This window comes from Nonlabens sp. MIC269 (genome assembly GCF_001430865.1).
GTDB lineage: Bacteria > Bacteroidota > Bacteroidia > Flavobacteriales > Flavobacteriaceae > Nonlabens > Nonlabens tegetincola.
In genome coordinates this window covers 2,295,692-2,321,904 of the sequence record NZ_CP011373.1, presented here as the reverse complement: position 1 = coordinate 2,321,904, position 26,213 = coordinate 2,295,692, and the positions used below count along the sequence as shown (strand labels likewise).

Below are 26,213 nucleotides of genomic sequence, written 5' to 3'. Positions count from 1 at the left end.
GCCTGTCATTTTTTATGTAACTTTAACCACTTATAATCAACCTCTCATGAAAGCATTATTAGGGAAATGTAAGTGGGCACTTTTTTTATCATGTTTCTTATTTCATTGCAACCTTTATTCTGCGAGCAATGAATCAAAAAACGTTTCTGAATTAATCTATAAAATAGATAAAAGTACCGATCGTGTAACCTTATTTGAGTTAATCAAAAAACTTAAGAAAGAACACAATATCTCTACAAGAATCACATCCTACAAGCGTACAAGTGGAACAACTACTGAACTAGGCCTATATTTTAGTGATAAATTGAATAATGAAAAATCATTCAATTTATCAAGTCAAAACGGTATAGCAGACATATGTATTAAGATAGACAGTAAAAAGGATGAGTTGTTAACTGCAGGAACTTGCAATCCACCAATAAAAGAACCTACTACCCAAATAGACCAAAACACCTCAACAGCTTTAAACCCTACATCTACTGAGTCAACAAGTATAAGAACTAAACAAGAACTTAAACAACAAGCAGCACGAGACCGAGCAAGTATTGCAAGAGAGAAAAAGAAAGCAGCTATCCTTAAAAGGCAAGAGGAAATGCAAGAGCGTTTACAAGAGCAAAGAATTAAAAAGAACGAATTAGATTCAATTGCTGCTGCAAAAAAATTGAACCGCCTTAAAAAGGTCGAAACCGAAAAACTAGAACGTAAAAAAGAACTGGAAGCAGCAAGATTAGATAAAATCAATAACGATAAAGAACTTCTCAAACAGCAAATTGAGGCAATAAAAAATAAAAACTTAATCGAGCAAAGAAGATTGGATTCTATAAGAAAGGAAAGAGAAAAACTACAACGACAAAGCGAATTAAGAGATCAAAAGATTAAAGAAACTAAAGAAACAATTGCCTCTATTAAAGAAAGTAGAAAAGAAGCTTTCAGAACCGAAAAAGAAAGGTTACAAAAAGAAGAAGAAATGCGTAGAGAACTGGTTCAAATAAAGCAAGACAGTGCCGCAATTCAAAGAGACCAAATTGCCCAGCTTAAACTTACTCAAGAAGAAAAACTAGCATTAATTGAAGAAGAAAAAAGAAAAGCACTAGCCATACAAAACAAATTAAAAGAACAAGAACTTAAAAAAGAGTTAGAAAGAATTCAACGAGAAAGAGACCTAAGCGAGCAAGCCCTTATGGAAATTGACAAAAGCTATGAAGAAAGAATGGTTGGTCTAGAAAAACTACAAGAACTAGTTGTAGAAAATAAAGATGAGGTTGTAACTCAAAAAGTAGATGAAAATAAAATAGCACTTTCTGAAGGCACACTGATCATTAATGGCGAACAAAGCTTTTATCGCAGTTATAAAAACCGAACCGACATTTATAACTCATTGGGTAAGGTAATCTTATCACTAGAAAAAGGTATTACAAAAAATTCGCATTCTGGTTCTATAAACATTAAAGGCCAGCCTATTAAATGGCAATTAAAAAATTCCATTCTTATTTTGAAAAATAATTCTGGTGAATTAGTAAATCCAGACGGTAGTATTTATTAGAGTTTGGTCTAAAATTTGATGTCATTTCACGATATCAAATAAGAATATGAAAAAGCTGCTGTTAATTTTAATTTTAGCTATTACTACAGCCTCGTGTAACATCATAAACGATTGCGACATTTGGGGTGCAAAACCGCAACTAAATGACACAAAACTTTCAACAGGCATTGTAGATTCATATTACGAAGACAGTTTGAATGCCGAAATTGATAATAACCCTAACGACAACGGCTATTACTACTATTTTACTGTTCATCATTTACCTGCTGGAATGGATTACGAAGTTTACGGAAGAGAGTTGGTCCTTTTTGGCACTCCATCACAACCTGGACGCTATTCTATTGAGGTTGAACTATATGTAGAACCTGAGTTTTGGGACGAATCGTATGAAGGTGATGGATTGTGTACAGATACTACAAGCAAATACTACAGTCTTGAAATCAAATCATAGGACTTTTATACCTGAAATCAGGAAATAATAACCTATATCTAAGGTAGATCATAATAGAAATTTGTAATGTATTTTAAAAACAAAAACATTATGAAATTCAATGAGACTTCAATTTTCAGATTAATTAAATTCTTTGCTCAAAATAAAACAATCGGCTCTAAAGTTCTTAACCGTTTAAAATATTGTGAACAGGAAAATGTCCATGATTTTTATTGTAAAGGGAATTAAAGGTGTTTTTCAAATAATTGATTGGTAGAGTGCGGCATGTGGACTGTTCCTACTGGCTTAAATCCCATACCTTTATAATAAGAACATAATTTTTCATTGTTTGCTAGACAATCCAACCTAAGTATACCTATTCTATGACTAGCAGCCTTTTTTTCTATAGCTTTCATCAGTTTAACACCTATACGATTTCCCGTATAATCTGGATGAATCACCAACGAATGAATATAGAATGCGGCGATATCTTGTTTTCCCCAATAAGGAATGTCCTCCTTCATTAATCGGTACATCCCTACTAGAATTGAATTAGAATAAACTAAGGTAAACTCGGCAGCATCTACTCCTTGTTGCACCCATTGAAGTTTATCCTCTGGTGGTTGTAACCAATAGCTCCATTGATCAACACCTGATTCTTTAAGGTGGCGTGCCGCTATTTGTAACAACTCGACCACAACTGGAAAGTCAGATGATTGAGCTGTTACAAATTTAAGTTCCATGATTTATTTTTAAGACACAGGCTCTCCATAAAGGTCAAAGTCTTGAGCAGCCGTAATTTTCACATTGACAAAACTACCTACAGACAAATAATGATCTGCAGCCTCAATGAGTACCTCATTATCAACATCTGGACTATCAAACTCGGTACGACCCACAAAATAATTACCTCGTTTACGATCAATCATGACCTTAAAAACTTGACCTATCTTTTCTTGATTAAGTTCCCACGAAATTTGAGATTGAATTTCCATAATTTCATTGGCTCTTTCCTGTTTAACCTCTTCAGGTACATCATCCTCTAATTGATAAGCATGTGTATTTTCTTCATGAGAATAGGTAAAACAACCTAGTCGTTCAAATCTTTGTTCTTTTACCCAATCCTTCAACAGTTGAAAATCCTCTTCTGTCTCTCCTGGATAACCTACTATTAAAGTAGTTCTAATTGCCATATTGGGTACGCTTTCGCGAAAGCGTGACAACAACGCATTAGTCTTCTCATAAGTAGTACCACGACGCATGGATTTCAACAGCTTTGTAGAAATATGTTGAAGTGGAATGTCTAAATAAAAACAAACTTTAGGTTCTTGATTCATGACGTCAAGAACATCCATAGGAAAACCTGTAGGAAAGGCGTAATGAAGGCGAATCCACTCGATACCATCTACTTTTACCAAAGCGCGTAAAAGGTCTGCCAGTTTGCGCTCTTTGTATAAATCAAGGCCGTAATAAGTTAGATCTTGAGCAATTAGAATGAGCTCTTTAACACCCGATGCAGCTAGCTTTTCTGCCTCGATTACCAAATTCTCAATTGGCGTACTTCTATGCTTACCTCTCATTAAAGGAATAGCACAAAAAGAACATGGTCTATCGCAACCTTCGGCAATTTTAAAATAGGCGTAGTTTTTTGGTGTAGTAGTCAGTCGCTCTCCTATAAGCTCGTGTTTATAGTCTGCACCAAGTGCTTTGAGAAGTGATGGAAGCTCGGTTGTTCCAAAATATTTATCAACATCTGGTATTTCCTTTTCTAGATCTGGTTTATATCTTTCTGACAAACATCCAGAGACAAATACCTGATCGACCTCACCACGATTTTTACGCTCAACAAAATCAAGTATGGTATTAACAGATTCTTCTTTGGCATTATCAATAAAACCGCAAGTATTAATTACCACTACATTACCTTCTTCTTCGTGAACGACATCCTTTCCACTCGCTTTAAGTTGCCCCATTAAAACCTCACTATCGTAAACGTTTTTGGAACATCCTAATGTTACAACATTAATCCTATTTTTCTTTCTTGACTTTGTTCTCATATCGGCTGCAAAAATACGATGAAGTAATGGATATGTTGTTAAAGTAAATTATAGGATAAAATTGTTGTTATTTAGTTATCTTTAAAAATATATGCAGCATCTTCTTCTCACTTTTCTATTGCTAATTTTCACTGGTATGACAACTGCGCAAAATCGAACTGTCACCGGTGTAATAAGTGATCCTGATGGCCCGATAGGTGGTGTAATCATAACTGTAAAAGGAACTGAAAGATATAGTACGACAAATTTTGATGGATTTTACTCCATCATGGTCAATGATGGCGATGTTTTGGTTTTTAGTTATGTAGGTTATGAGAGTCAAGAGGTTAAAGTACTCAATCAAAAATCTATTCATGTTACACTCATTGGCTCCATGAGCTGTGACCTTCAAATTCTTACGAGTTATCTCGAGCCTGACCAAATAGGTTTTACCCATGGTGTAAACTATAATACCTATGGATTAAAACTAAATCACTCTTTATTTAATTTACTCAACACTAGTCTGGGTATAGGTTCTAGCTTTAATTCCAACTTATACCTAAATTTTACTCTAGGAAGAGATTTAAAATTTAACAAATATCATTTCATAGGTTTTGATATGAAACTTTACTCGTTACAAAATATAAGTTTCAACCAAGAAGCACTGGTCTTTGAGATCTTTAACACAATAGCTAAACAAGATAAAATCAGTTTATTTTTAAAGGCTTCACATTTATATTATCAAGATGTTTATAGCAATTTTAATGAAATAGGTATAGGTGCGGCCGTTACAAGCAGTCTTGCTTTAGGCATTTCTCATCGTACAAGTTTCGATTATTTTAAAAGTGTCAACGTTTTTTCAACTCGATTAACCAAAGACTTTCATATAGGAAACCGACATTTTAATACATGCATTAATTACCAGCACCTAGAACGATTTGAGGAGTTTACAATTGGTCTAGGATATCATTTTTAAAATCTTTTCTTTTTCAAAATCCCCTTTTTCACTCCTGCCTGTAGTTTGGTGTTTAAATGGTTTTCTTTAGGCGGAATAGGACAAGAATATCCATACCTATAAGCGCAATAAGGATTGTACGTATTGTTAAAATTGAGAACAACCTTTTTCTTTAATGGAGCTCTTAATTCCAAGTACCTTCCAACCTCATAGGTTTCATCACCATTAGTTTGATCAGTAAAATAAAGAGACAAAAAATTGTGATATTCAGGATGATTGCGATACTGTGGCCCATACATGACTAGCAACCTATAACTCTCTCCTTTCAAATTAAAATCTAAATAACCGTACTTTTCATAATCACTTACTTGATTCATTGTTGTGGTTACTTGAATGGTCGAATTGTCGTCAACAGGAGTGAAATTTGCCTCAACTACATATTCCGGGTCGTAAGGGTAGTATTTTAAAGCAACAAATTCCTTTTTATCATCCTGTGATAATGGTGATTTATCACCAGATTTAAAAATTGCATTTTGCTTTTTTCTAAATTCAATAGTTTGTTGTCTATAATCAGGTGATTGAGAAAACAGACATAGGAATCCTATAAATATAAGTATGTTTTTCATAGGATTAATCAAAAAGTGGCGTAAACCCAATTTGCAATTTCTTGATACGCAAATCTACAAGCAAGAATTACCGCGATAAGAAATAACGTAACCACCCAAGATTGTTTCTTAAGCCATAAAGTTGCTACACTAATAAGTAAAACAACAGCGTGAATTGCAGCTATAAAATACACTGGTGTGTATAAGTTATCTGGCATGAGTACGTTGGACTCTCTTTCGCCCGTTAAAAAAGGAACTATGGAAGTAATTATATAAAATGCAGCGTAAAAAGCTACTATTTTGGTAGTTATATTCAATCCTTTTGGAGTAAATAAAACAGATTGATTTTCTTGACTCATATATTTCAATTAATATCCTTTGGGCGCTTGTCTATGGTTGGTTGCTTTTTCATAAGCTGCTGCCCACTTGAACAACAAGGCATCCTCTTCGGTAGGTGCAATAAATGTTAAACCGTATGGTTGTCCTGAGTCGTCATATCCCATAGAAACTGTCATTGCAGGAAAAAATGCTACAGCTGCTTGTGCCGCAGTGTAATTATTAATGGAAAGAAAACCATCGAGGTTGTTTTTTCTTGTATAATAATAAAAATAATCTTGAGTTGCCGTGGTAAGCTTTCTTTTAAGGCTTTGTAATTCTTCCTCACTCATTAAGTCTTTTTTGATCATATTATCAAATAAGCGTTGACCATAAGGCATGGTTTTCACCGAGTCGATTTTATTAAAATTCACTAAGCGTTGTAAATCATATCCACGATAGGATTGGTTTGCATATCCCATAAAATAGTTAGGCAAATCCCTTTTCATATCCTGATCAAGTAAACTTATAAAACCGTCTAATGAAACATCCTTTTCTTCTAGAACCACTACAGTTGCCCCTAAACTCTCTATATCTTTAATAGCCTGTGAAAACAATGAGTTTTCTTGAAAGCCAGCAAAAACACCAAAACGTTTTCCTTTTAAACTAGATTCATATAATCCAGCGATTTCCTTTTTAGATATTACTTCTACATTTTGAGTCATAGCATTAAGTAGGATTGCATTGTCCATGACATTCTTGGCCATAGGACCAGCAGTATCTAAATAACTAGAAATAGGTACAATACCGCTTCCGCTTAATGTTCCTACTGTAGGTTTGTATCCCACGAGCGCGTGTTGCGAGGATGGTGATAATATGCTTCCTGCCGTTTCAGAGCCTATTGCAACCGCTGCAAAATTTGCAGCAACGCTAGCGCCACTACCACTACTTGATCCACCTGTATCAAATTTTCTAGGACTATAGGGATTTAATGTTTGTCCACCAACGGCGCTCCAACCACTAGGACAATCACCGCAAAAGTAATAGGCCCATTCACTCAGGTTTGCTTTACCTAGAATAACCGCACCTTCTTCCTTAAGTCTTGTAATAATTTTTGCATCTCGTGCATCATTTTCAAGCAATGCAACTGCACCAGCTGTAGTGGCAATTCCCGATACATTAATATTATCCTTAACTAGAACAGGAATACCCCACATACTATATTGAATATCTAACGCAGTTCCTCTATCCTTTAATTGAGAGTCTGCCTTTTTTGCTTGCTCGATAGCCTCAGGATTAATTCGGATTACGGAATTGATCGCTTTCTTATTAAGACGGTCGTACTCGTAAATACGGCTTAAATAATACAGTGTAAGTTGTTCATAGGTAAACTTTCCTTCCGCGATGGCAGTATGAATTTCAGGAATTGATTTTTCAAGGACGTATGGACCTATTAATGTTGAGGACTTCTTTCCTATCTCGCTTTCGCGAAAGCGCAATACCTCATCCAGTACACCTTCAAACACGTCTTGTTTTGAAATATACTGACTATCAATTACTTTAAATTCTCTGAAATCATCTTTTTTCTTGCTTACATCAGTGGATTGACACGCTGCAAGCACAGCCAAAAAGAAAATTGAAAAATACCTCATCTTTGAAAATTTGCTTAAAAATAGCAAACTATCGATAAACAAGATGTTTTGAATGTAGTTACTGTTTAAAGAAGCTATCTACAAACTCAACTTTATTGAAGACTTGTAAATCATCCATGCCTTCACCTACACCTATATAGCGCACGGGTATTTGAAATTGATCTGAAATACCTATTACCACACCACCTTTTGCAGTACCATCTAACTTAGTAACAGCAAGTGAAGTAACCTCGGTAGCAGCGGTGAATTGTTTTGCTTGCTCAAAAGCATTTTGACCGGTTGATCCGTCTAAGACGAGCATGACGTCGTGAGGCGCATTAGGCAGCACCTTTTGCATAACTCGTTTAATTTTACTGAGCTCGTTCATCAGGTTGACCTTATTGTGCAGTCGTCCAGCGGTATCTAGTAAAACCACATCAGCATTTTGAGCTACAGCACTTTGCAGGGTATCAAAAGCAACACTGGCAGGATCACTACCCATCGCTTGTTTTACAATCTCTACTCCTACTCTATTTGCCCAAATATCTAATTGATCGACTGCAGCAGCTCTAAATGTATCTCCTGCTCCTAGTACGACCTTTTTACCTTTTTGTTTAAACTGGTGTGCCAGTTTTCCAATTGTAGTGGTTTTTCCTACACCATTAACTCCAACAATCATGATAACATATGGACCATCAGTGCTTGGAATAGTGAAGTCTGTGGCATCACCATAATTGACCTCGCTCATTAATCCAGCGATTTCTTCTCTTAGGATTGAATTAAGTTCTGAGGTGCCTAGGTACTTATCTCTAGCTACTCGTTCTTCAATACGATCAATTATTTTTACCGTAGTCGCCACGCCTACATCGCTAGATATAAGTACATCTTCTAGATCATCTAGAACATCCTCATCTACCTTTGATTTACCTGCGACGGCTTTACCTAATTTATCAAAGAAACTGGATTTTGATTTCTCAAGACCTTTGTCTAAAGTTTCTTTTTTTTCTTTATTGAATATCTTTTTGAAAAAACTCATTAGTAGCTAATTGGTAAATGCAAAGTTACACAAGTATATAGAGTTAATAAGTGCTTCTTTTTAGGAATTATAGAATAGCCTGTATGGCTGATTTAGCTTTATGATTTTTTAATCTCTTGGAGTGTTTTATAAAAGTCCTCTTGAACAGGTCTATTTTTAGGTAATTCTCTTAAAGGTTCCACTTGTCGCATCGTATCGTGACAATCATTTGGCAATTGCTGGTATAATCTAGTTCCTGCGGTTTTCCAATCTATCATTTGATCACTAACGTCTTTGATTTTTTTTGCAGGATTACCGACAATCAAACTACGCGGTTCAAAAATAGATTCTGCCTTTACAAAACTCATAGCTCCTACTATACATTCATCGCCTATGACAGCATCATCCATGATGACACTATTCATTCCAATTAAGCAATTGCGACCTAAATTAGCTCCATGAATAACTGCTCCGTGTCCTATGTGTGCGCTTTCGCGAAAGCGGATACTTTTACCAGGAAACATGTGCACCGTACAATTTTCTTGTACGTTAACACCATCTTCTAAAATAATTTCTCCCCAATCACCACGTATTACCGCACTAGGACCTACATAACAATTTTTACCTATGATAACATTGCCTATGACAGTTGCTTGAGGATGAATAAAGCTACTTTCGTGAACTACTGGGATATGACCTTTAAAAGAATAAATCATTGATTTTCTATATACTTTAAGGTCTGTTCTATCCAGTCCTCGTTATTATTAAGTAATACGTCAACAGGTACTCCTCTACTTTCAAATTCATAAAACTCATTGAATTTAAGGTCGGACAAATAGAATGAATAACAATCATCGCCTATTGAAATTTTATCTCCGTAATTCAAACCATAGGCAATTACTCCCATGGACCTATCACCTAGTACGGTACCATTTTTTAATTCACCTATGAAATGAGTTGTTTGTTCTGCATTGCTTCCAGACTTACCGTTTACAAGAACATATATATTGTTGCGTTTTGCATACTTTTTGATGGCCTTTCTCAAAGGTTTACCTATTTGATCTGTACCACCACCATTATTGCGCAAATCGATGATAAGGTGATTTACTTCTAAATTTGGAAAAATATCATCTATAAACTTATTTGCTACTGCTACGTTATCATTGGCCCAACTGAACGTAGCTATACGCATATAACCAACCTTTTTATTTAAAGGTTTGTAATAAAAAAGGCTATCACTTTCTGGTGCATTATAATGGTATGGCTGTGTTTTATCTTTATAAATACCGTAGAAAACGAATCTCCCGTTAACTACTCTTTCTGCTCTAGAGCTTGCAAACAGTGAAAAATCGGATTTTATAAAGGATATCCTAAACTTATCACCCAGAGCAGGAACTAATTCAAAAAACTGCATACCTGGTTCCCAATGGTCCAATTGAGTTTTTAATAATATTCCTAGGTATTTATCTTGATCTTTCACAACCCCAAAGGTGGAACCTTCACTATAATAAATCCCTTCAACATCCTGAAATGATTTCTTGCTTAGCTCTGACTGTAAAAGATTTAAATCACCCTTGTAACGTGGTAGATTTTTAAAAAACTTAGAATCCTTAATGTTTATGGTATCAGAAATTCCAGTACCACGTACTCTACTATGTTCATCTCTTATTACATCTTTTAAATCTGTAATTTTTATGAAACATTCCCAGTGAGAAGTGTTTGAATCAACTTCTGCTAATAGAACATTTAACTTAGCTGTATAAGCTTCCTCGACCTTTCTATCCTTTGTCTGTTGTTTATAAGAAATAGTTTGTTTGTATTTTTCTGCAAACTCATTCAGCGATGTTTTACAATCACAGTTTTGAGCCTTACCGCTCAGGATAGCCGTAAAAACGAAAAGAAAAGAAAGGTAAATTGCCCTCATTACCAAATTATTTACTTAAACCTTTTTAATGTTTCCTTAGTAAATTCACTCAAGACTAATCGCCCAGAGATTTTAGCTCTATCGATCAATAAAGTATCCCAGTCTTCACAACCTGTCCAAAACATTTTTTTCATTTCGGCCATGGCATCTGGATTATAAGTCGCTAGATGTTGCGCAAATTTTAGAACTGCCTCATCCATCTCTTCAGTAGATTCATAAACATGAGCAAATAAACCGTTATCTTTTGCCCATTGCGGTGAATAGAATTCATTAGCATTAATAGCAATCTGGCTCATACCGGTTAAACCTAATTTACGCTCTACTGCTGGCCCCACTACAAAAGGACCTATACCTATATTAAGTTCACTTAGTTTTATAGCAGCATATTGAGTGGCAAAACAATAATCGGTAGCAGCAGCTACTCCTACTCCACCACCAACAGTTTTTCCTTGTACACGCCCAATGATAAATTTGGGACATTTACGCATGGCGTTAATTACATTAGCAAAACCACTAAAAAATTCCAGACCTTGCTCCTTATTTTCAATTGCAACCAATTCTTTAAAACTGGCACCTGCACAAAACGTTCTCGCTCCACCAGACTTCAAAATTATCACTTTGGCTTCTTCATCTTTACCTGCGTCTTCTATTGATTGTGCAAGATTTGCAAGCACATCACTAGGTAATGAATTGTGTGCTGGGTGAAAAAACTCAATAGTTGTAATCCCATTATCAGTTTGAGATGTTACGTAAGGTGCGGTCATAATTTTCAATACTTTATTTGTAGTTCAAATCTAAGATTTCTTTGGCGTTTTTATAAAAATATAACCCATAAAAAAGCCTCTTGTTTACACAAGAGGCTTAACATTACCTATAACTGTTAAACGATTAGTCGTTAGTTCTATTTACTGCCGCTACTTCACTTTCTAATAAAGCAAAAAATTTGTCTAGATTAGGCATAATTACGATTTGTGTACGTCTATTTTTAGCCATGTTTTCTCTACTATCATTTGCTGCTACTGGATCATAACTTCCTCGACCTGCAACAATTAATTGATCAGGCGAAACATTAAATTTGTTTTCTAATCTTCTTACAATTGATGCGCTACGCTCGGTACTAAGGTCCCAATTGTCTTTAATATAACTTCCTTCTTTTACTGTTCTACTATCTGTATGACCAACTATAAGAACTTCTAACGATGGCTCACTGTTCACTACTTGTGCAATTCGATTTAAAATACCATCTGCATCTTTTCCTATTCTGTAACTACTGTCTTTAAATAACATATCGTCATCTATGTCTATCATTACAACGGTTTCATCAACCGATACATTTAAATCTGAATTTTCAGGTAGACCAGAAAGCTTTTTGGACATATTGTGAGCTATAGCGACATTAAGAGAATCTTTTAAAGTGGTTGCTCCGGCTAGTTTTGCCGCTGGCACATCTTTCAAAGTTGCCCTCATCGCTTTTTTGTTGTTTTCAGACATAACTAGATGACCGTTATCCTGTGAAACTAACATCCCATCCTTTTCTGTTTTGAGAGAAGCAATCTTGGCATTGTATCGATCCACTCGCATTTCTATTTCATTCATGCGATTTTCTAATTGTTCTTTTTCAACTCTTGTTTTTTGAAGTTGAGATACAGTGGTGTTGTACTGTGATTCTAGCTCGGTGTATTTCTTTTTTGAAACACAGCTCGTTGTTAACAGAACTACTCCTGTAGCAATAAAAATTTTCTTGATCATAACTTATTTATTTGATAGCAACATAATGTGATGATCAAACGAATAGTATATAGAAAAGCTTAAAGTGTCGTTAAACAATTTATAAACACCAATCAATGTATTGATTTACAGTTATTTATAATCAATACATTGATTTAGTGCAATTGTTAATTAATTATATAAATTAAGAGTTACTTAAGAACCACGTAGTCTTTACAAAAGTCCAAATTGTTCCAAATGATGTGTTACATGTTTACGTTCCAGCAAGCTCCATTCGTATTTAGAAAGTGGTCCGAAAACAGCATTCTTTGTAGTAGCTTTTGGATTACGCTTAAAGTAATCTAGGTATCCATTACGAGCCTCAAAAAGTTTTGCAATAGCGGTTGCCAGGTCTTCATGCTGTAGCTCCTCTAGGCTTCCATCTTGTTTCATTAACGGCATCTTAAAATCGCGCGGCATTTTCTCATAATTCCATAAGGTTGCTGCCACTTTTTCTAGATATTTCTCTGGTGTTGCTACTTCAAAATCTTGAATCTCACCACTAGCAATTCTGTAACCATGCTCTAGATGCTCGACCATGTGCTGCATGGTCATGTTACCCCATAATGGTTTTGTTTCTGAGTTCGCTTTCGCGAAAGCGGAACGCATAAAACGTTCATTGATTTCTGGAAATGTTGTTTGCTTTTTCTCTACCATCGTAAGAATGGTCGCAACTGCAACGAGAGCTTGTGCTTCTTCGTCCGTTTTACCGTTTTCATAATCAACTGGCTCTGCATCAAAAACCTCAACATACCATTTTACGATACCACTAGGATGCTCACGACCGCTTACATCGCGCTCGCGTTTTTCTTTACAAGTTAATCGCACATAAATTGTATCGTTGTGGTATAACGGTCTTAAAAAACGAATATCTTCAAGTCCATAATTGGCACTTACTGGTCCTTTATTAGGATAGACGAACAAACCAGCAGCGGCACTAATGATAAAGTAACCATGCGCTGTGCGCTTTTTAAAAATGCTACCATCTAAACTGGTGATATCTGTATGGGCATAAAAATGGTCCCAAGTAAGATTAGCAAAGTTTTGAATATCCGTATCAGTAAGAGTACGCTTGTGTGTTTGCAGACTCATACCAGGTTTGATGTCTTCATAATGATAGGCAAAAGGATGCTTTTCGGCTTCTTTATACGCACCATTAGGTTGGTATATTCCTGTCACCTCAGTCAACGTGGTAGGACTACCTTGCACTGCACAACGCTGCATGTAGTGTTTGATACCGCGCAGTCCGCCCATTTCCTCGCCTCCGCCGGCACGTCCTGGTCCACCGTGCACTAATAACGGTAGCGGTGAACCGTGTCCGGTGGATTGTTTGGCACTTTCGGCATTTAAACATAGTATTCTTCCATGATGCGATGCGGCTTCTACAGTGTACGCTTTCGCGAAAGCGTCATCACCAGTAACCACACTGCTCACCAGAGAACCTTTACCCATTTGAGCCAATTCGATTGCCTCTTCAATCCCATTGTAAGGCATGATGGTGCTCACGGGACCAAAAGCCTCAATCTCGTGAACCGCAGTGTTTTTGAATGGATTGTCTTCTCTCAACAAAATTGGAGACATGAACGAGCCTTTTTGGGCATCGGCGCCATGAACCTCAACATTCTCTAAATCACCATAAACGATATTTGCTGTCTCGGTTAGCTTTTTGATTTGATTAATCGTAGTGTCTCGCTGGTCATTATTAATTAACGCACCCATGCGTGTTTCCTTTAGTTTAGGATCACCTATAACAGTACGACTTAATTGCTTTCCTAAAGCGATCTGAACATCTTCTACCAGATTTTCTGGAACGATAATGCGACGTATAGCAGTACATTTTTGACCGCATTTTACGGTCATCTCCTTACGTACTTCCTTAATAAACAGGTCAAATTCTGCCGTTCCAGGAACCGCATCTTCTCCCAAAACACAAGCATTTAAACTATCTGCTTCCATTGTAAATGGAACACTTTCTTCTAGAAGCTGGCTGTGATTTTTAAGTTTACGACCTGTGGCAGCACTACCTGTAAAGGTCACGACATCTTGAGATTGTACAGTGTCCAAAATACTTGTAGTAAGCCCAGATAACAATTGAAGTGATCCTTCTGGTAAAATACCGCTATTGATAATCTCACGTACGACAGCCTCTGTTAAGAAAGCTGTTTGAGGTGCTGGTAATACCACTGCTGGCATTCCTGCCATCCAGTTTACGGCACATTTCTCTAACATTCCCCAAACTGGAAAATTAAACGCATTGATGTGAACTGCTACTCCTTTTTTAGGTACTAAAAGGTGGTGTGCCATAAAGCGTCCACCACGCGATAAATCTATAGGCTCACCTTCTACCGCATAACTTTGGTCTGGAAAGAGTTTACGTAAACTGGCATTTGCAAATAGATTACCAAATCCTCCTTCTATATCTATCCAGCTATCTACTCTCGTTGCACCAGTGCGGTAACTAATCTCGTAGAACTGTTCCTTGCGTTTGGTAAGATAAAGTGCTAATTTCTTTATCATATTACCTCGCTGTTGGAAGGTCATATCTCTAAGGATTTTACCATTATCTCTACCATATTGCAAGGCACTAGCGATATCCAACCCTTCTGTACTTGTTAAGCCTATTACGTCACCTGTAATAGCGTCGTACATATTACGAGCATTTCTATCATCTCCTGTTAACCATTGTCCATTTATATAAGAAGGTAAAATCATAATATCGTGTTGTTATCAGGCTTTTAAAGATGATAAAGCCCTTAATTTAAATTCGCATGATTGATTGTTACGAAAATAATAAATGATAACAGTACAAGACTAACATTTGTTAGTTAATTTAAATTCTTTAAATCTTTTGTAAGAAATTGGATTTACTATTGATTGAAAATAAAACTGTTAAACCAAGAATAATACCGATTAAAGATTTAAATAAAACCGCTTGATCCATTTACTCGTAAACCTACACTGTACAATACGTTTGCAAAAAAAATGAGAAATGAAATTACTGTGGTTATTATTAATATGTTCTATACTGTCTCATTTTGGTCAGGCTCAAGTAGGAATAGGCACTACTAATCCTGCAATTGGGACTATTCTTCACATAGATGATTCTAGCGGAACTAAAGGTGTAAAACTACCCGATGCTAACCTCATTGACCTCAATACCATCGATCCTTTACCGATAGGTACCAAAGTAGGAACCATGGTTTATAACATTAACTCCTTCACTGGTCAAGGATTTTTTTATTGGACCGGCTTTGTATGGGCTCCTTTACAGTTGTTCTCTGAAAGAGCTGCGAAATTTCAGAATTTTAAAAATATAGAGACGACTAACGATGTTAACCTTAATACTACTGCTGGTGTAGATGTGGAAATTATGGATGGCGTTGTGTTTAATGATAATCTAGATCTTTTTGAACAAGTAACTGATGCTAATAATCGTGTAACTAGAATTAAAGTAAAAAAATCTGGTAGATACAAAATCACCGTTTTTATAGGTTTAGAACAAGATGATACCACAGCAGGATCTTCATCCATCCAAGGAAGAATTCGAATAAAAGATTCGATGAATTCATTGAGGTTTGAAGGTAGTTCTCACCGAAGTTCTGAGATGGATCGAAATGGAACCGGTGATGATGATGGAACACTTTCATTTTCAGAAATTTTAAATCTTGATGAAAATGATGAAATCTCTATTAATTGTTCCAATCTAGAAGGTACTGCAGCTGTTTATCAACGAGACAAAAAAGGCTCTGCATTTATAATAGAAAAAATCAGATAAAACATTCAACTTATAACTTAATCCCTATTCTTTTGAAAACAATTACAGTTTTATTAGTAATCCTATTATCCCTACCAATTCATGCTCAAGTAGGTATAGGAACCAGTCATCCTGCCACAGGAACTAGCCTGCATATAGAAGATTCTACAGGAACAAGCGGTGTACTTTTCCCCAAAGTAAATATCCTAGATTTACAAACGGTAGATCCACTTCCAACAGGTACGGAAAACGGGACCATAGTCTACAATACAAATCTTACTACTGGTGAAGGTTACTACTATTTCAAGGATGGTAAATGGGAACCCATTTTTGGGGTTGTAGGCTCTATGGCAAAATTCACGAACCTTCTATTTTCCACAAGTTCCAATAATTTAAATACAGGAGGCTGGACAACTACTCAATTATGTACTAGCACTTATTTTAATGACAACGCAACCGTATATCAAGAATCTGGCAATACCACTTTGACTGTAGGCCAAACTGGTAGGTATAAGGTTGTTGTTAATATATCGTTAGAAGGATTTTCTGGTAATAACAATCAAGCATTGCTAGCTGTAGAATCTACATTACGTATAAATGGCACTCAAACTGGTGGTATCTATCGCAGTCAAGAAATGATTTCTGTAAATAGCTCTACACCTGATTATAGCAGCATTAGTATCACCGAAATTATTGAATTAAATGCTATGGATAAAATTACTGTAGCTACCAGACGTACTCAAGATACTGGTACAGTTTATTTACGCTCTGAAAGGTCCTCGAGCATCTTTATTGAAAGATTAGATTAATTATCAAACCCCAGTTTAAAATTTAACTGGGGTTTGATAACTAGAAAGCTATCTTACAAACTAGCATTCTCAATCACCATCGCATAACCTTGACCTACACCTACACACATGGTAATAAGCGCATAGCGTTTACCGGTAAGTTGTAATTCCAACGCCGCGGTATTTGCAAGCCTAGCTCCTGTCATTCCAAGTGGATGACCGATAGCGATGCTTCCACCATTAGGATTAATCCTAGGATCATCATCTGCCAGTCCCCATGAACGAGTGCAAGCTAGTGCCTGTGATGCAAATGCTTCATTTAATTCTATAACATCCATATCGTCCATGGTTAGACCTGCTTTTTCAAGCGCACGATTACTAGCTTCTACAGGTCCTATTCCCATTATACGAGGTTCTACTCCTACTACAGCACTACTCAATACTTGAGCTCTAGGCGTTAAATCATACTTCTTGACAGCATCTTCACTTGCAATAACTAATGCAGCAGCACCATCATTAAGTCCGCTAGAATTTCCAGCAGTCACTGATCCACCTTCTTTCTTGAAAGCTGGACGTAACTTTGCAAGTATTTCTTTGGAAGTAGTAGGTTTTATAAATTCGTCTTGATTAAAGACAATTGGATCTTTTTTACGTTGCGGTATTTCAACAGCTACAATTTCTTTAGCAAGTCTTCCATTTTGTTGTGCAGCAGTAGCTTTATGCTGAGACCATGCTGCAAAAGCATCTTGATCTTCACGAGATATACCAAATTTCTCTACGAGATTTTCGGCAGTATTTCCCATTCCATCTACTCCATACATTTCGGCCATTTTGTGGTTTACAAATCTCCAGCCAAAACTACTATCATACATCTTACTGTCATTACCAAAAGCACTACTAGGTTTTGCTATGACGTAAGGACCGCGTGTCATATTTTCTACACCACCGCATACAAACACATCGCCATCACCAGTCTGAATAGCGCGATGCGCGTGTACCACACTACTTAAACCAGAGCTACATAACCTATTAACTGTTTCTCCTGGAACGCTCCATGGCAATCCAGCAAGTAATCCAGCCATGCGTGCTACGTTACGATTATCCTCACCAGCTTGATTAGCACATCCCATAATAACATCGGCATAGGCTTCTTTTGGAATACTAGAATTCCTGTCAACGACAGTTTTTATAACAAGAGCCGCCATGTCATCTGGACGTACTTTAGACAGCGTTCCTTTGTAATTTCCTACTGGCGTTCGTACACCATCGATGATATATGTTTTTTTCATAAAGTATATAAATTACGCTTTCGCGAAAGCGGAAAAGTAAAATGATTTTCATCAAAAATACAAATAAGAAACTCGGTAGATGTATCCTCAAACTCTTAAATTTGAAGATCAAAATTAATCTATGAAAATTAAGACAGTAGGAATAATAGGTGCTGGAACAATGGGTCGTGGTATTGCACAAGTTGCAGCTACCGCTGGATGCACGGTTGCACTTTTTGATACGAATCAAGAAGCTCTAGATAATGCCCGTGCCTCTCATGAAAAAATCATGAATCGATTGGTAGAAAAAGGTCGTATCGATGAAGATGAGAAAAACCGTATTCTAAGTAATATTACGTATGTGGATGCTGTCTCCGCTTTCGCGAAAGCAGACCTTATCATAGAAGCCATTATAGAGAATATTGACATTAAGAAAAAGGTTTTTCAAACTATTGAAAAAACTGTTTCTGAATCATGTATCATCGCGTCAAATACCAGTAGTTTAAGTATAGCGAGTATTGCTGCATCACTAGACAAACCCGATCGTTGTGTAGGTATTCATTTTTTCAATCCTGCTCCATTAATGAAATTGGTAGAAGTTATACCAGCTGTACAAACTAGTGACTTAACTTTAAACACTAGTGTTGCTACTATTAACGAATGGGGTAAGGTTGTGGCAGTAGCAAAAGACACACCAGGTTTTATCGTTAACCGCGTAGCACGTCCTTTTTATGGAGAAGCTATAAGAATTTTTGAAGAAGGCATTGCCGATATTCCTACCATAGATTACGCTTTAAAGGGTTTAGGTTTTAGAATGGGACCTTTTGAGCTTACAGATTTCATAGGCCATGATGTAAATTATGTAGTGACTGAGACTGTATTTAAGGCTTTCTATTACGACCCGAGATACAAACCTAACTTTTCTCAAAAAAGGTTAGTTGAAGCTGGATGGTTAGGCCGAAAAAGTGGTAGAGGTTTTTATGATTATAAAAATGATGAAGCCGCTAATTTCTATGGAAAACAAGAACCAAATAAAGAGACCAAACTTATCAAGAAAATTCAAGACAGAATCCTTGTCATGCTCATTAATGAAGCTGCCGATGCTTTGTTTTTAAATATAGCAAACGCTACTGATATTGATACCGCCATGACTAAAGGTGTTAATTACCCTAAAGGACTACTCTCATGGGCTAATGAAAAAGGAATTTCATGGTGTGTAGACCAATTAGACTCGTTATACGATCTGTATCGTGAGGACCGTTACCGTTGCTCACCTCTATTAAGAAGATTGAATGAGCACGGTAAGCAATTTGATATTTAATGAGATACGTAGGTTTATTAAGAGGTGTTAATGTAGGCGGCAAAAACAAACTTCCAATGACTGAATTGAGGAAAGCTTTAAGCTTTCTTCCTTTTGATAATTTAGTGACATACATACAATCTGGAAATATTGTCTTTGATTCTGATTTTAGCAGTACAGAATGTTCTACTCTCATATCAAACACTATATCTCAAAATTTTAACCTGAACATTTCCGTAGTAGTTTTTGAACAAACTAATATTATAGAAATATTAGATTCTAATCCATTTAAAAAGCTATGTGAGGTAGAGAAAAAATTCATGTCTTTTGGATTTCTTGATGATTACCCCAGTGAGCAAAATTGTGAATTAATGGAGTCTTTTTCTAATGAAAAGGAGTTCATCAAAATAACAGAAAATATCATATTTTTTTACTGCACTATCGGGTTTGGTAAAACAAAATTGACTAACCATTTTATGGAGAAGAAACTCAAAGTTTCTTCAACTATGAGAAATTATAATACCACTTTAAAATTATCAACACTGTAGAAAATGGATGGAGAAGAAATACCTAAAAAAATGCTTAGCCTAGATCCATTTTCACAATGGTTAGGTATCGAGATTTTAGAATGTGAGGTAGGTAAAGTTACATTAGGATTGACTGTAAGACCCGAAATGCTTAATAGCATGGGTAAAGCTCACGGTGGCATTACCTACTCCTTGGCAGATAGTTGTTTTGGCTTTACTGCAAATACACATGGCAAATATGCGGTCTCTATTGAAACTAGTATCAATCATATTGAAGCTCTAGAAACAGGTGACTATTTGATAGCAACTTGCACTCTTAATGAGACAAGAAATAAAGTAGGCTTCAATATTGTTGAGGTTTACAAAGGCAAAACTTTAGTTGCGTTATTTAAAGGAGTAGTTTACCGCACCAATAAGAATTGGGAATAAACCATACTTATTAAGAAATAACTTAGAAAAATAAACTTATTGAGTATCCAAATATGCAATACCACTAAGTTTTTCTATTTTTACACATTACCGGTAAATTGAATTAATGACATCACTAGATAATCTTATAACAAGATTTAAAAATAAAGAGGTTGATGCTTTTGAAAAGCTATACGAAATGTATAGCGATAGTATCTATGGTGTCATCATGAATATCGTGAGAAATGAAGAAATGGCGACCGAGCTTTTACAGGATTCATTCTTAAAAGCCTGGAACAACGCAGAAACTTACAATTCTAAAAAAGGAAGGTTTTTTACCTGGATGCTTAATATAGCGCGTAATAGCGCAATTGACAAGACAAGATCCAAAGCTTTTAAACAATCACGTAAAAACCTAGACTCTAGTTTATTCGTAGATATTATACCAGACAATGAAAATCTGGATAACAAGACAGACGCTATAGGCATCAAAAATTATGTAAAAGCCCTTGGTGAAACTTGTAAACAACTTATAGAATTACTTTATTTTAAAGGGTTCACTCATAAAGAAGCCGCAGAAGAATTAGGTAATCCTATAGGAACGATTAAAACTAGAAATCGTAATTGTATCAAACAATTACGCGATATGGTATTATAATGAAGGATGTTAAAGAATACATAGAATCTGGAATTCTTGAGCTATATGTAGCTGGGAAACTTAGTGAACAGGAAAATCAAGAGGTTCATGAGATGATGTATGAACATCCTGAAATTAAAAAAGAAGTTGAGGAAATTGAAAAAGCGATTTTGCTATTAACGGCATCAGTAGCTCCAGGAACAGTTTCCTTCAACAATATTTTAAATCATCTAAACTCAAACGATAAAAGAGTAATACCGTTAAAAACTAGAAATAATTGGGTTACCTATACCGGTTGGGCAGCAAGTATTTTATTAGCAGCTGGCTTAATTTATAATTATCAGTCCAAAGTAGATTTACAAGGCGAATTAGAACTTACAGAGAGAGAAAATCGAATTCTTGAAATTAAGTTTGAAGACTCTCAGGAAGCTCTAGTTCAAACACAAAACACCTTAGATGCTATAAGAAGTAAAGACGTTATTACTATACCTTTAGGAGGTCAAGGTAATTTTGCCGACTCTTATGCTAAGGTGTACTGGAATAAGGAAGATAATTCTATTTATATTGACGGGTCTGGCCTACCAGAAACTCCAACAGGTAAAGTATGGCAAATATGGTCTTTAACTTTAAATCCGCTTACTCCGACTAGTTTAGGAACTATTGACGGTTTCAATGAAGATGAAGACAAACTATTTAAGTTTGAAAATGAATATAGTAGTGAAGCTTTTGGGATAACTCTAGAACCAACAGGCGGAAGTGAATCTCCTACTATGGATCAACTACATACTCTAGGTGTAGTAAATTCAAATCCTTAAAGGGTTCATTTTTCATTAATTCTATAATCCTTCTTAAAATAAATTTTCTCCTTCGGTTAAGGACTAATTCATTAATTGCCTTGTCCAGTAATTGAACTTTCTTATGTCAAAATTGAAGATTCCGTTTAAACTAGTTCAGTGACTTCTTTTTAATCAACATTAATTGAAATCAAAAACGCCCGTATTCAATATACGAGCGCTTTTTCAACCAACTAACTAACCAATTAACTATTACAATTAGAAAATAAAAACCTTAAAATTATCTCAATCAAACCATTGGCTAGTAATCAGTATATTCTAAACATATAAAGGTTTTAAAATGTGTATGTAGCAATACCTCTTATGTAAAAAGGTGTTCCTGGAGTAAAGTGTAATTCTTCTGTACTCGCAGATTCATTTCTTAAACGAGATTCAGTAGCAAACTGCGCCTCATTCCAATCAATATCAAATAGATTTTCTACTCTAACTCCAAGGGTGAGCTTATTAAACTCATAAGACACATTTAAATCAAACACTGTATAACCTTCGGCTATTATAGTATTATCTTCATTTGCTGGCCTATCATCGATGTATCTCATTTGCAGACCACCTGAGAAATTTTTAATATCCTTAAAGTATAAACCAGAGACCAATGTAAAGTCAGGAGCCAAAGGAATAAAATCCTCTCCATCAAGTTCATCAATAGCTCTTGCTTTAGTATAAGTTGCATCTGCGTTTAGAAAAAGCCAATCGGTTAATTGGTATCTAGCACTTAAATCAATCCCGTATCTTCTTGTTTTTCCACTAGGCTCAACTATCCCGGCATCACCAACATACACAAACTCTTGTTCTAAAAACAAATACCACAAAGCACCTTCTACTAATAACCTAGGTGCAGGTTTCCAGGTCAATCCTAAATCCGCGTTGTAGGATCTTGGTAATATTTCTTCACCTTGATTAGCTACAACTACTCGGGCATCATTAGAATGAAATCCTAAACCAGATTTAGCGTAAACTTGAAAATCATTGTTTATAGTATAGTATAAATTTAGTTTTGGATTAAGAAGGGTTTCAGTTTCAGATTGGGTTTCATAATTTTCTTGTAATTGATCGTTATATAAGAAATTGAAATGATCCAATCGCACAACTGGCTGAATTTTAAACTTACCAAAATCCAACATTGCTTCTACATAGGCACTTGTATTGGTTTGATTAATATCACCTAACTGTAACACTTCCAGAGTTGTTTTTCTGTTTGCTGTTCTGGATAATTCAACATCATTATTAACATCGTGCCTTAAACTAAAACCATAACTCAAATCAAGATCAAAGTTTGAGAAATTCTGGTTGTAGTTAAACTTTGTATTTATACCATATATATCACGATTCTCACGTTGTTTAATCTGATCACCACTAATAGGGTCCTCTAAAAAGAAAGTAAAGTTTGAGAAAAGTTCAAAAGTATAATTAGAATAAAAAGCATTTGCGGTTAAGGTTGTGTTTTCCGAAAGAATTGACTGGAAACTTATATTGAAATTAGTTCTTGAAGTATCACCACCTTCCGTATCATCTATTGCACCAAAACGTGTAATAAGTCCTCTATCAACTGCTCGTTGAGGAATTTGACCAGATGCATCCCAACGGCTTGTGAAATGAGAAGCCGTAAGTTCTACTCTATCTCCTGAAGCTAGGTTCTTAATATACTTTGTAAATAAATTGATTCTATTAAAATTTTGTGGAGATTCAAATGGACCATCACTCTCTAGGTATTCTACAGCTAGATAAGAATTATCAGTGCTCTTTTTATCTAAGAGGTTAAATATACCGACTGTTCTCAATGTATTAAATTGCCCAAGACTCAGGCTCAAACTATTCTTTTGTAGATAATCTTTGGTTTTAAAACTTACATATCCAGCTGTATTGAAATCTCCTTTATCAGCATAATACGCGCCTTTACCAAAGTCGATAACATCTATCGTTTCTGGGATTAAAAAATGAAGGTCGCTATAACCTTGTCCATGAGCATGTGATACCATATTCACCGGCATTCCATCCACATCGATTGCTACATCAGTTCCATGGTCAATATCAAATCCACGTAAGAAAATTTGTTCAGCTTTACCACCACCAGCGTGTTGACCAATGAAAAGACCTGGTACTTTCCTTAAAATTTCTTGAGATGATGTTACAGGTGCAATTTCTAGATCTATTTTGGAAACTGTTGAAGTAAAATTCTTTTGAGAGGCTACAACCAGTTCCTTAAGCTCTACTGGTTTTAACTTCAAAACAATTTTATTGTCCAACATAGTTTCAACTTCTAATAGTTGGGTAGAATAACCTAAAGACCTAAACATGACAGTATCTCCAATTTTAGTATTCAATAGTTCGAACCTACCTAATTCATTACTATGAGTGTGTTCTTGGGTGCGTTGGTTTTCTATATAAACATCCTGTAATGGTTGATTAAATTCTGATACAACTGTTCCTGAAAACTGTTGTGCATGCAATAAGGAGCATATTAAAAATGTAGCTAAAAAAAAGGCGTTTCTCATTATAAAGTTTTAATCTTAGAAGTTGTCACAGGTCCTAATTCATATGAGCTCGCAAGTAATTCTTTTTTCATTTCTTGAACAATTTCTGCACGATTAACATTTTTATAAATGTTAGCCATGTGAAATAAGGCCACTGGTTCAAAAGTTTTACCATACACCTTGTCATCTATTATTTCAATAGCTTTTTCTGTTTCTCCAAGATTAAAATAACTCCAGGCAAGTAAATCATACGCCATAGGAGTTGGTCTGTTTTCTACTTCAACTTTTGCTATTTCTAGAGCAACCTCTGGTTGTTTAATCTCATCAATAAAAATTGCAATGTCGTAAGCATTATACATATCACCGTAATTCTCATCTTTAGATAATAATTTATATTGGTTTAATGCTGTTTCCTTTTCAACTGCATTACCTGAGTATTCAGAAATTTCGGCTTTTAATAGATACAAATCCGGAGACTTATAGTAGGACAAACAATGATCTATAATATCATTTGCATCGGACACTTTATTTTCATGAGAATATAATATCCATGCGATACCTTTTTTAGCATAGGCATCCTCTGGCTTTAAATCTAATGCTTTTAAGTAATGATTATAACTTTTTTCTATTTCGCCAGCATGACCATAAAAGTCCGCAAGATTTGTATAGGACCAATATTTGAGAGAAGACAAGTTTGAGGATTCTGCAATTTTTGTAGCCTTTTCCATATTAAAAATAGCATTATCCAAATTACCCTTATGATCTTCCCATTTTGCTACTCTTATAAAGTAATCAAATCCACCATCGTTCCTTATGGCATCTAACTGTTTTTCTGCCAGAGAATAGTTTCCTAGTTCTAAATGGACATCAAATAACATTTTTTGAGTAGCTAAAAGACCATCTCCTATATTTTCCGCATCTTCCAATAACTTTAGAGCTTCTTTAAAACGATGTTGAGATATGTAATTTGAAGCTAGGGATCTTAAGTAGCCCGGTTCCCTATTTTGTGTTAATTCAACCGCTTTATTTAAATCAGCCTCTGCTAATTTTAGATATTCAATTTTTGCTGTGAGATCAAATAGACTAGCATAGACATTTGCTCTTTTTACGTAATAAGGATGTTGATTAGGTGTTTTATTTATTTTGTTAGTCCAAAATAGTGCATCTTCAAGTTGCGACTTTAAATCTGGTGTATGGTTAAGATACTCTGTATATTCGTCACCAGTTTTGAAGGTGTTTTCACAACTTATAGACATGGCGAGTAACATTGCGAGCAATGAGTAAATAGCAGTTTTCATTTTTAGGTTTTTAAGGTTTTTAAATATTAAGAGACGAGCTTTTCATTAAGAGAACCTTTAAAAAACTCGCCTCTAAGTAAATGGGGAATAGATATCAACTAGCTACTCACCTACCAAGGTGAAGCTAGGTAAGGGAAAGAACTATCAAATTGTTTATCATTAGCATCAACATTGTCATTTGATAAACCAGGATTTTCAGAAAAATCTTCTCCTCCAAAAATCAATAAAAGTTCTACTGTAATAACATCATCAGTTAAAGCACGACCCGTTAACACATTAGTCCCATCAAAAAAGGTTGTAGTCCCATCTAGTGATACATTAAGGACATCTGTAGCAAGTAAACCTGTAAAGGCAGCCGCATCTTGTCCTAAAGCATTTTGATCACCAGGATTTGCAAAGGCCGGACTCAATCCAGTAAGATTGTTTTCAAACATCGTTTGAAACATTGCATTTTGATTAGATGGAATTGTAGTATTAAAATTATCTTTCATTCCAGAAGACACAAAGACAGTATTAACTGCCGGTCTTCCCATTTGATCTTGTTGTACAAATGTTCCAGAAAAATCTGGTCCTTGTGGAGTTGTATTTATATCGTCGTCGTCACTACAACTAACAGCTGTAAAAGCTAAAGAGACAACTAGAATCGATATCTTAAAAATATTAGATTTCATATTAATTCGTTTTAAG

25 protein-coding genes are annotated in these 26,213 nt (G+C 35.5%); 10 read left to right on the top strand and 15 right to left on the bottom strand.

Annotated features, from left to right (window positions below):
- Positions 1-46 precede the first annotated feature (46 nt).
- Positions 47-1,543, top strand: coding sequence for a hypothetical protein (locus AAT17_RS10500; protein ID WP_060524178.1), 1,497 nt, complete (start codon positions 47-49; stop codon positions 1,541-1,543).
- 46 nt (positions 1,544-1,589) lie between these two features.
- Complete coding sequence (locus AAT17_RS10495) at positions 1,590-1,994, top strand: hypothetical protein (RefSeq protein ID WP_060524175.1); 405 nt, start codon at positions 1,590-1,592, stop codon at positions 1,992-1,994.
- A gap of 224 nt (positions 1,995-2,218) precedes the next feature.
- Here the strand turns inward: AAT17_RS10495 and AAT17_RS10490 are convergent, their stop codons facing one another.
- Together AAT17_RS10490 and rimO are read right to left on the bottom strand one after the other, a co-directional pair.
- A complete protein-coding gene (locus tag AAT17_RS10490; protein ID WP_060524172.1) occupies positions 2,219-2,716 on the bottom strand; it encodes a GNAT family N-acetyltransferase in 498 nt (165 codons plus the stop codon).
- 9 nt (positions 2,717-2,725) lie between these two features.
- Positions 2,726-4,030 (bottom strand): 30S ribosomal protein S12 methylthiotransferase RimO, encoded by a 1,305-nt coding sequence (gene rimO / locus AAT17_RS10485; protein WP_060524170.1) that lies wholly within the window; start codon positions 4,028-4,030, stop codon positions 2,726-2,728.
- 91 nt (positions 4,031-4,121) lie between these two features.
- On the opposite strand from rimO, the gene AAT17_RS10480 reads away from it, so the two are divergent.
- Positions 4,122-4,985 (top strand): carboxypeptidase-like regulatory domain-containing protein, encoded by an 864-nt coding sequence (locus AAT17_RS10480; protein ID WP_082586946.1) that lies wholly within the window; start codon positions 4,122-4,124, stop codon positions 4,983-4,985.
- On the opposite strand, the gene AAT17_RS10475 is transcribed toward AAT17_RS10480, so the two are convergent.
- The 9 genes from AAT17_RS10475 to paaZ all read right to left on the bottom strand — a co-directional run bounded on the left by AAT17_RS10475 (position 4,982) and on the right by paaZ (position 14,933).
- Entirely contained in the window at positions 4,982-5,590 is a 609-nt protein-coding gene (locus tag AAT17_RS10475) for a DUF1684 domain-containing protein (RefSeq protein ID WP_060524166.1), read from the bottom strand. The genes AAT17_RS10480 and AAT17_RS10475 overlap by 4 nt on opposite strands.
- Before the next feature lie 8 nt (positions 5,591-5,598).
- A complete protein-coding gene (locus AAT17_RS10470) occupies positions 5,599-5,928 on the bottom strand; it encodes a hypothetical protein (protein ID WP_042277658.1) in 330 nt (109 codons plus the stop codon).
- Positions 5,929-5,937: 9 nt separating this feature from the next.
- Positions 5,938-7,536, bottom strand: a complete 1,599-nt coding sequence (locus AAT17_RS10465; protein ID WP_060524164.1) for an amidase family protein — start codon at positions 7,534-7,536, stop codon at positions 5,938-5,940.
- 58 nt (positions 7,537-7,594) lie between these two features.
- Positions 7,595-8,551: a signal recognition particle-docking protein FtsY gene (gene ftsY / locus AAT17_RS10460; protein WP_042277653.1), complete on the bottom strand. Its 957-nt coding sequence runs from the start codon at positions 8,549-8,551 to the stop codon at positions 7,595-7,597.
- Positions 8,552-8,649: 98 nt separating this feature from the next.
- Positions 8,650-9,246: a transferase hexapeptide repeat family protein gene (locus AAT17_RS10455; protein ID WP_060524162.1), complete on the bottom strand. Its 597-nt coding sequence runs from the start codon at positions 9,244-9,246 to the stop codon at positions 8,650-8,652.
- Positions 9,243-10,454, bottom strand: coding sequence for a S41 family peptidase (locus AAT17_RS10450; protein ID WP_157539263.1), 1,212 nt, complete (start codon positions 10,452-10,454; stop codon positions 9,243-9,245). Before AAT17_RS10450 ends, AAT17_RS10455 begins: the two co-directional genes overlap by 4 nt.
- Before the next feature lie 11 nt (positions 10,455-10,465).
- Entirely contained in the window at positions 10,466-11,218 is a 753-nt protein-coding gene (locus AAT17_RS10445) for an enoyl-CoA hydratase/isomerase family protein (protein ID WP_060524157.1), read from the bottom strand.
- A gap of 124 nt (positions 11,219-11,342) precedes the next feature.
- Entirely contained in the window at positions 11,343-12,203 is an 861-nt protein-coding gene (locus tag AAT17_RS10440; RefSeq protein ID WP_060524155.1) for an OmpA family protein, read from the bottom strand.
- 192 nt (positions 12,204-12,395) lie between these two features.
- Entirely contained in the window at positions 12,396-14,933 is a 2,538-nt protein-coding gene (paaZ, locus tag AAT17_RS10435) for a phenylacetic acid degradation bifunctional protein PaaZ (RefSeq protein WP_060524153.1), read from the bottom strand.
- 277 nt (positions 14,934-15,210) lie between these two features.
- Between paaZ and AAT17_RS10430 the strand changes: the two genes are divergently transcribed.
- Positions 15,211-15,996, top strand: a complete 786-nt coding sequence (locus AAT17_RS10430) for a hypothetical protein (protein ID WP_060524151.1) — start codon at positions 15,211-15,213, stop codon at positions 15,994-15,996.
- A gap of 32 nt (positions 15,997-16,028) precedes the next feature.
- A complete protein-coding gene (locus AAT17_RS10425) occupies positions 16,029-16,784 on the top strand; it encodes a hypothetical protein (protein ID WP_060524148.1) in 756 nt (251 codons plus the stop codon).
- A 53-nt stretch (positions 16,785-16,837) separates the two neighbouring features.
- On the opposite strand, the gene AAT17_RS10420 is transcribed toward AAT17_RS10425, so the two are convergent.
- Positions 16,838-18,052: an acetyl-CoA C-acyltransferase gene (locus tag AAT17_RS10420; protein ID WP_060524146.1), complete on the bottom strand. Its 1,215-nt coding sequence runs from the start codon at positions 18,050-18,052 to the stop codon at positions 16,838-16,840.
- A gap of 121 nt (positions 18,053-18,173) precedes the next feature.
- Here AAT17_RS10420 and AAT17_RS10415 point away from each other — a divergent pair, with 121 nt between their 5' ends.
- The 5 genes from AAT17_RS10415 (at position 18,174) to AAT17_RS10395 (ending at position 21,718) form a co-directional block, all read left to right on the top strand.
- Positions 18,174-19,352 (top strand): 3-hydroxyacyl-CoA dehydrogenase NAD-binding domain-containing protein, encoded by a 1,179-nt coding sequence (locus AAT17_RS10415; RefSeq protein ID WP_060524144.1) that lies wholly within the window; start codon positions 18,174-18,176, stop codon positions 19,350-19,352.
- The gene (locus AAT17_RS10410; protein WP_060524141.1) at positions 19,352-19,879 is read left to right on the top strand and encodes a DUF1697 domain-containing protein; all 528 of its coding nucleotides are present in this window, start codon (positions 19,352-19,354) and stop codon (positions 19,877-19,879) included. Before AAT17_RS10415 ends, AAT17_RS10410 begins: the two co-directional genes overlap by 1 nt.
- A 3-nt stretch (positions 19,880-19,882) precedes the next feature.
- The gene (locus AAT17_RS10405) at positions 19,883-20,287 is read left to right on the top strand and encodes a PaaI family thioesterase (RefSeq protein WP_060524139.1); all 405 of its coding nucleotides are present in this window, start codon (positions 19,883-19,885) and stop codon (positions 20,285-20,287) included.
- 106 nt (positions 20,288-20,393) lie between these two features.
- Positions 20,394-20,924, top strand: coding sequence for an RNA polymerase sigma factor (locus AAT17_RS10400; protein ID WP_060524130.1), 531 nt, complete (start codon positions 20,394-20,396; stop codon positions 20,922-20,924).
- Positions 20,924-21,718, top strand: a complete 795-nt coding sequence (locus tag AAT17_RS10395) for an anti-sigma factor (RefSeq protein WP_060524128.1) — start codon at positions 20,924-20,926, stop codon at positions 21,716-21,718. Before AAT17_RS10400 ends, AAT17_RS10395 begins: the two co-directional genes overlap by 1 nt.
- Before the next feature lie 314 nt (positions 21,719-22,032).
- On the opposite strand, the gene AAT17_RS10390 is transcribed toward AAT17_RS10395, so the two are convergent.
- From AAT17_RS10390 to AAT17_RS10380, 3 genes are all read right to left on the bottom strand, one after another.
- Entirely contained in the window at positions 22,033-24,249 is a 2,217-nt protein-coding gene (locus tag AAT17_RS10390) for a TonB-dependent receptor (RefSeq protein ID WP_060524126.1), read from the bottom strand.
- On the bottom strand, positions 24,249-25,526 hold the full coding sequence (locus tag AAT17_RS10385) for a lipopolysaccharide assembly protein LapB (protein ID WP_060524124.1): 1,278 nt from the start codon (positions 25,524-25,526) through the stop codon (positions 24,249-24,251). Before AAT17_RS10385 ends, AAT17_RS10390 begins: the two co-directional genes overlap by 1 nt.
- Before the next feature lie 110 nt (positions 25,527-25,636).
- Positions 25,637-26,197 (bottom strand): DUF4331 family protein, encoded by a 561-nt coding sequence (locus AAT17_RS10380; RefSeq protein ID WP_060524122.1) that lies wholly within the window; start codon positions 26,195-26,197, stop codon positions 25,637-25,639.
- Between the last annotated feature and the right edge of the window lie 16 nt (positions 26,198-26,213).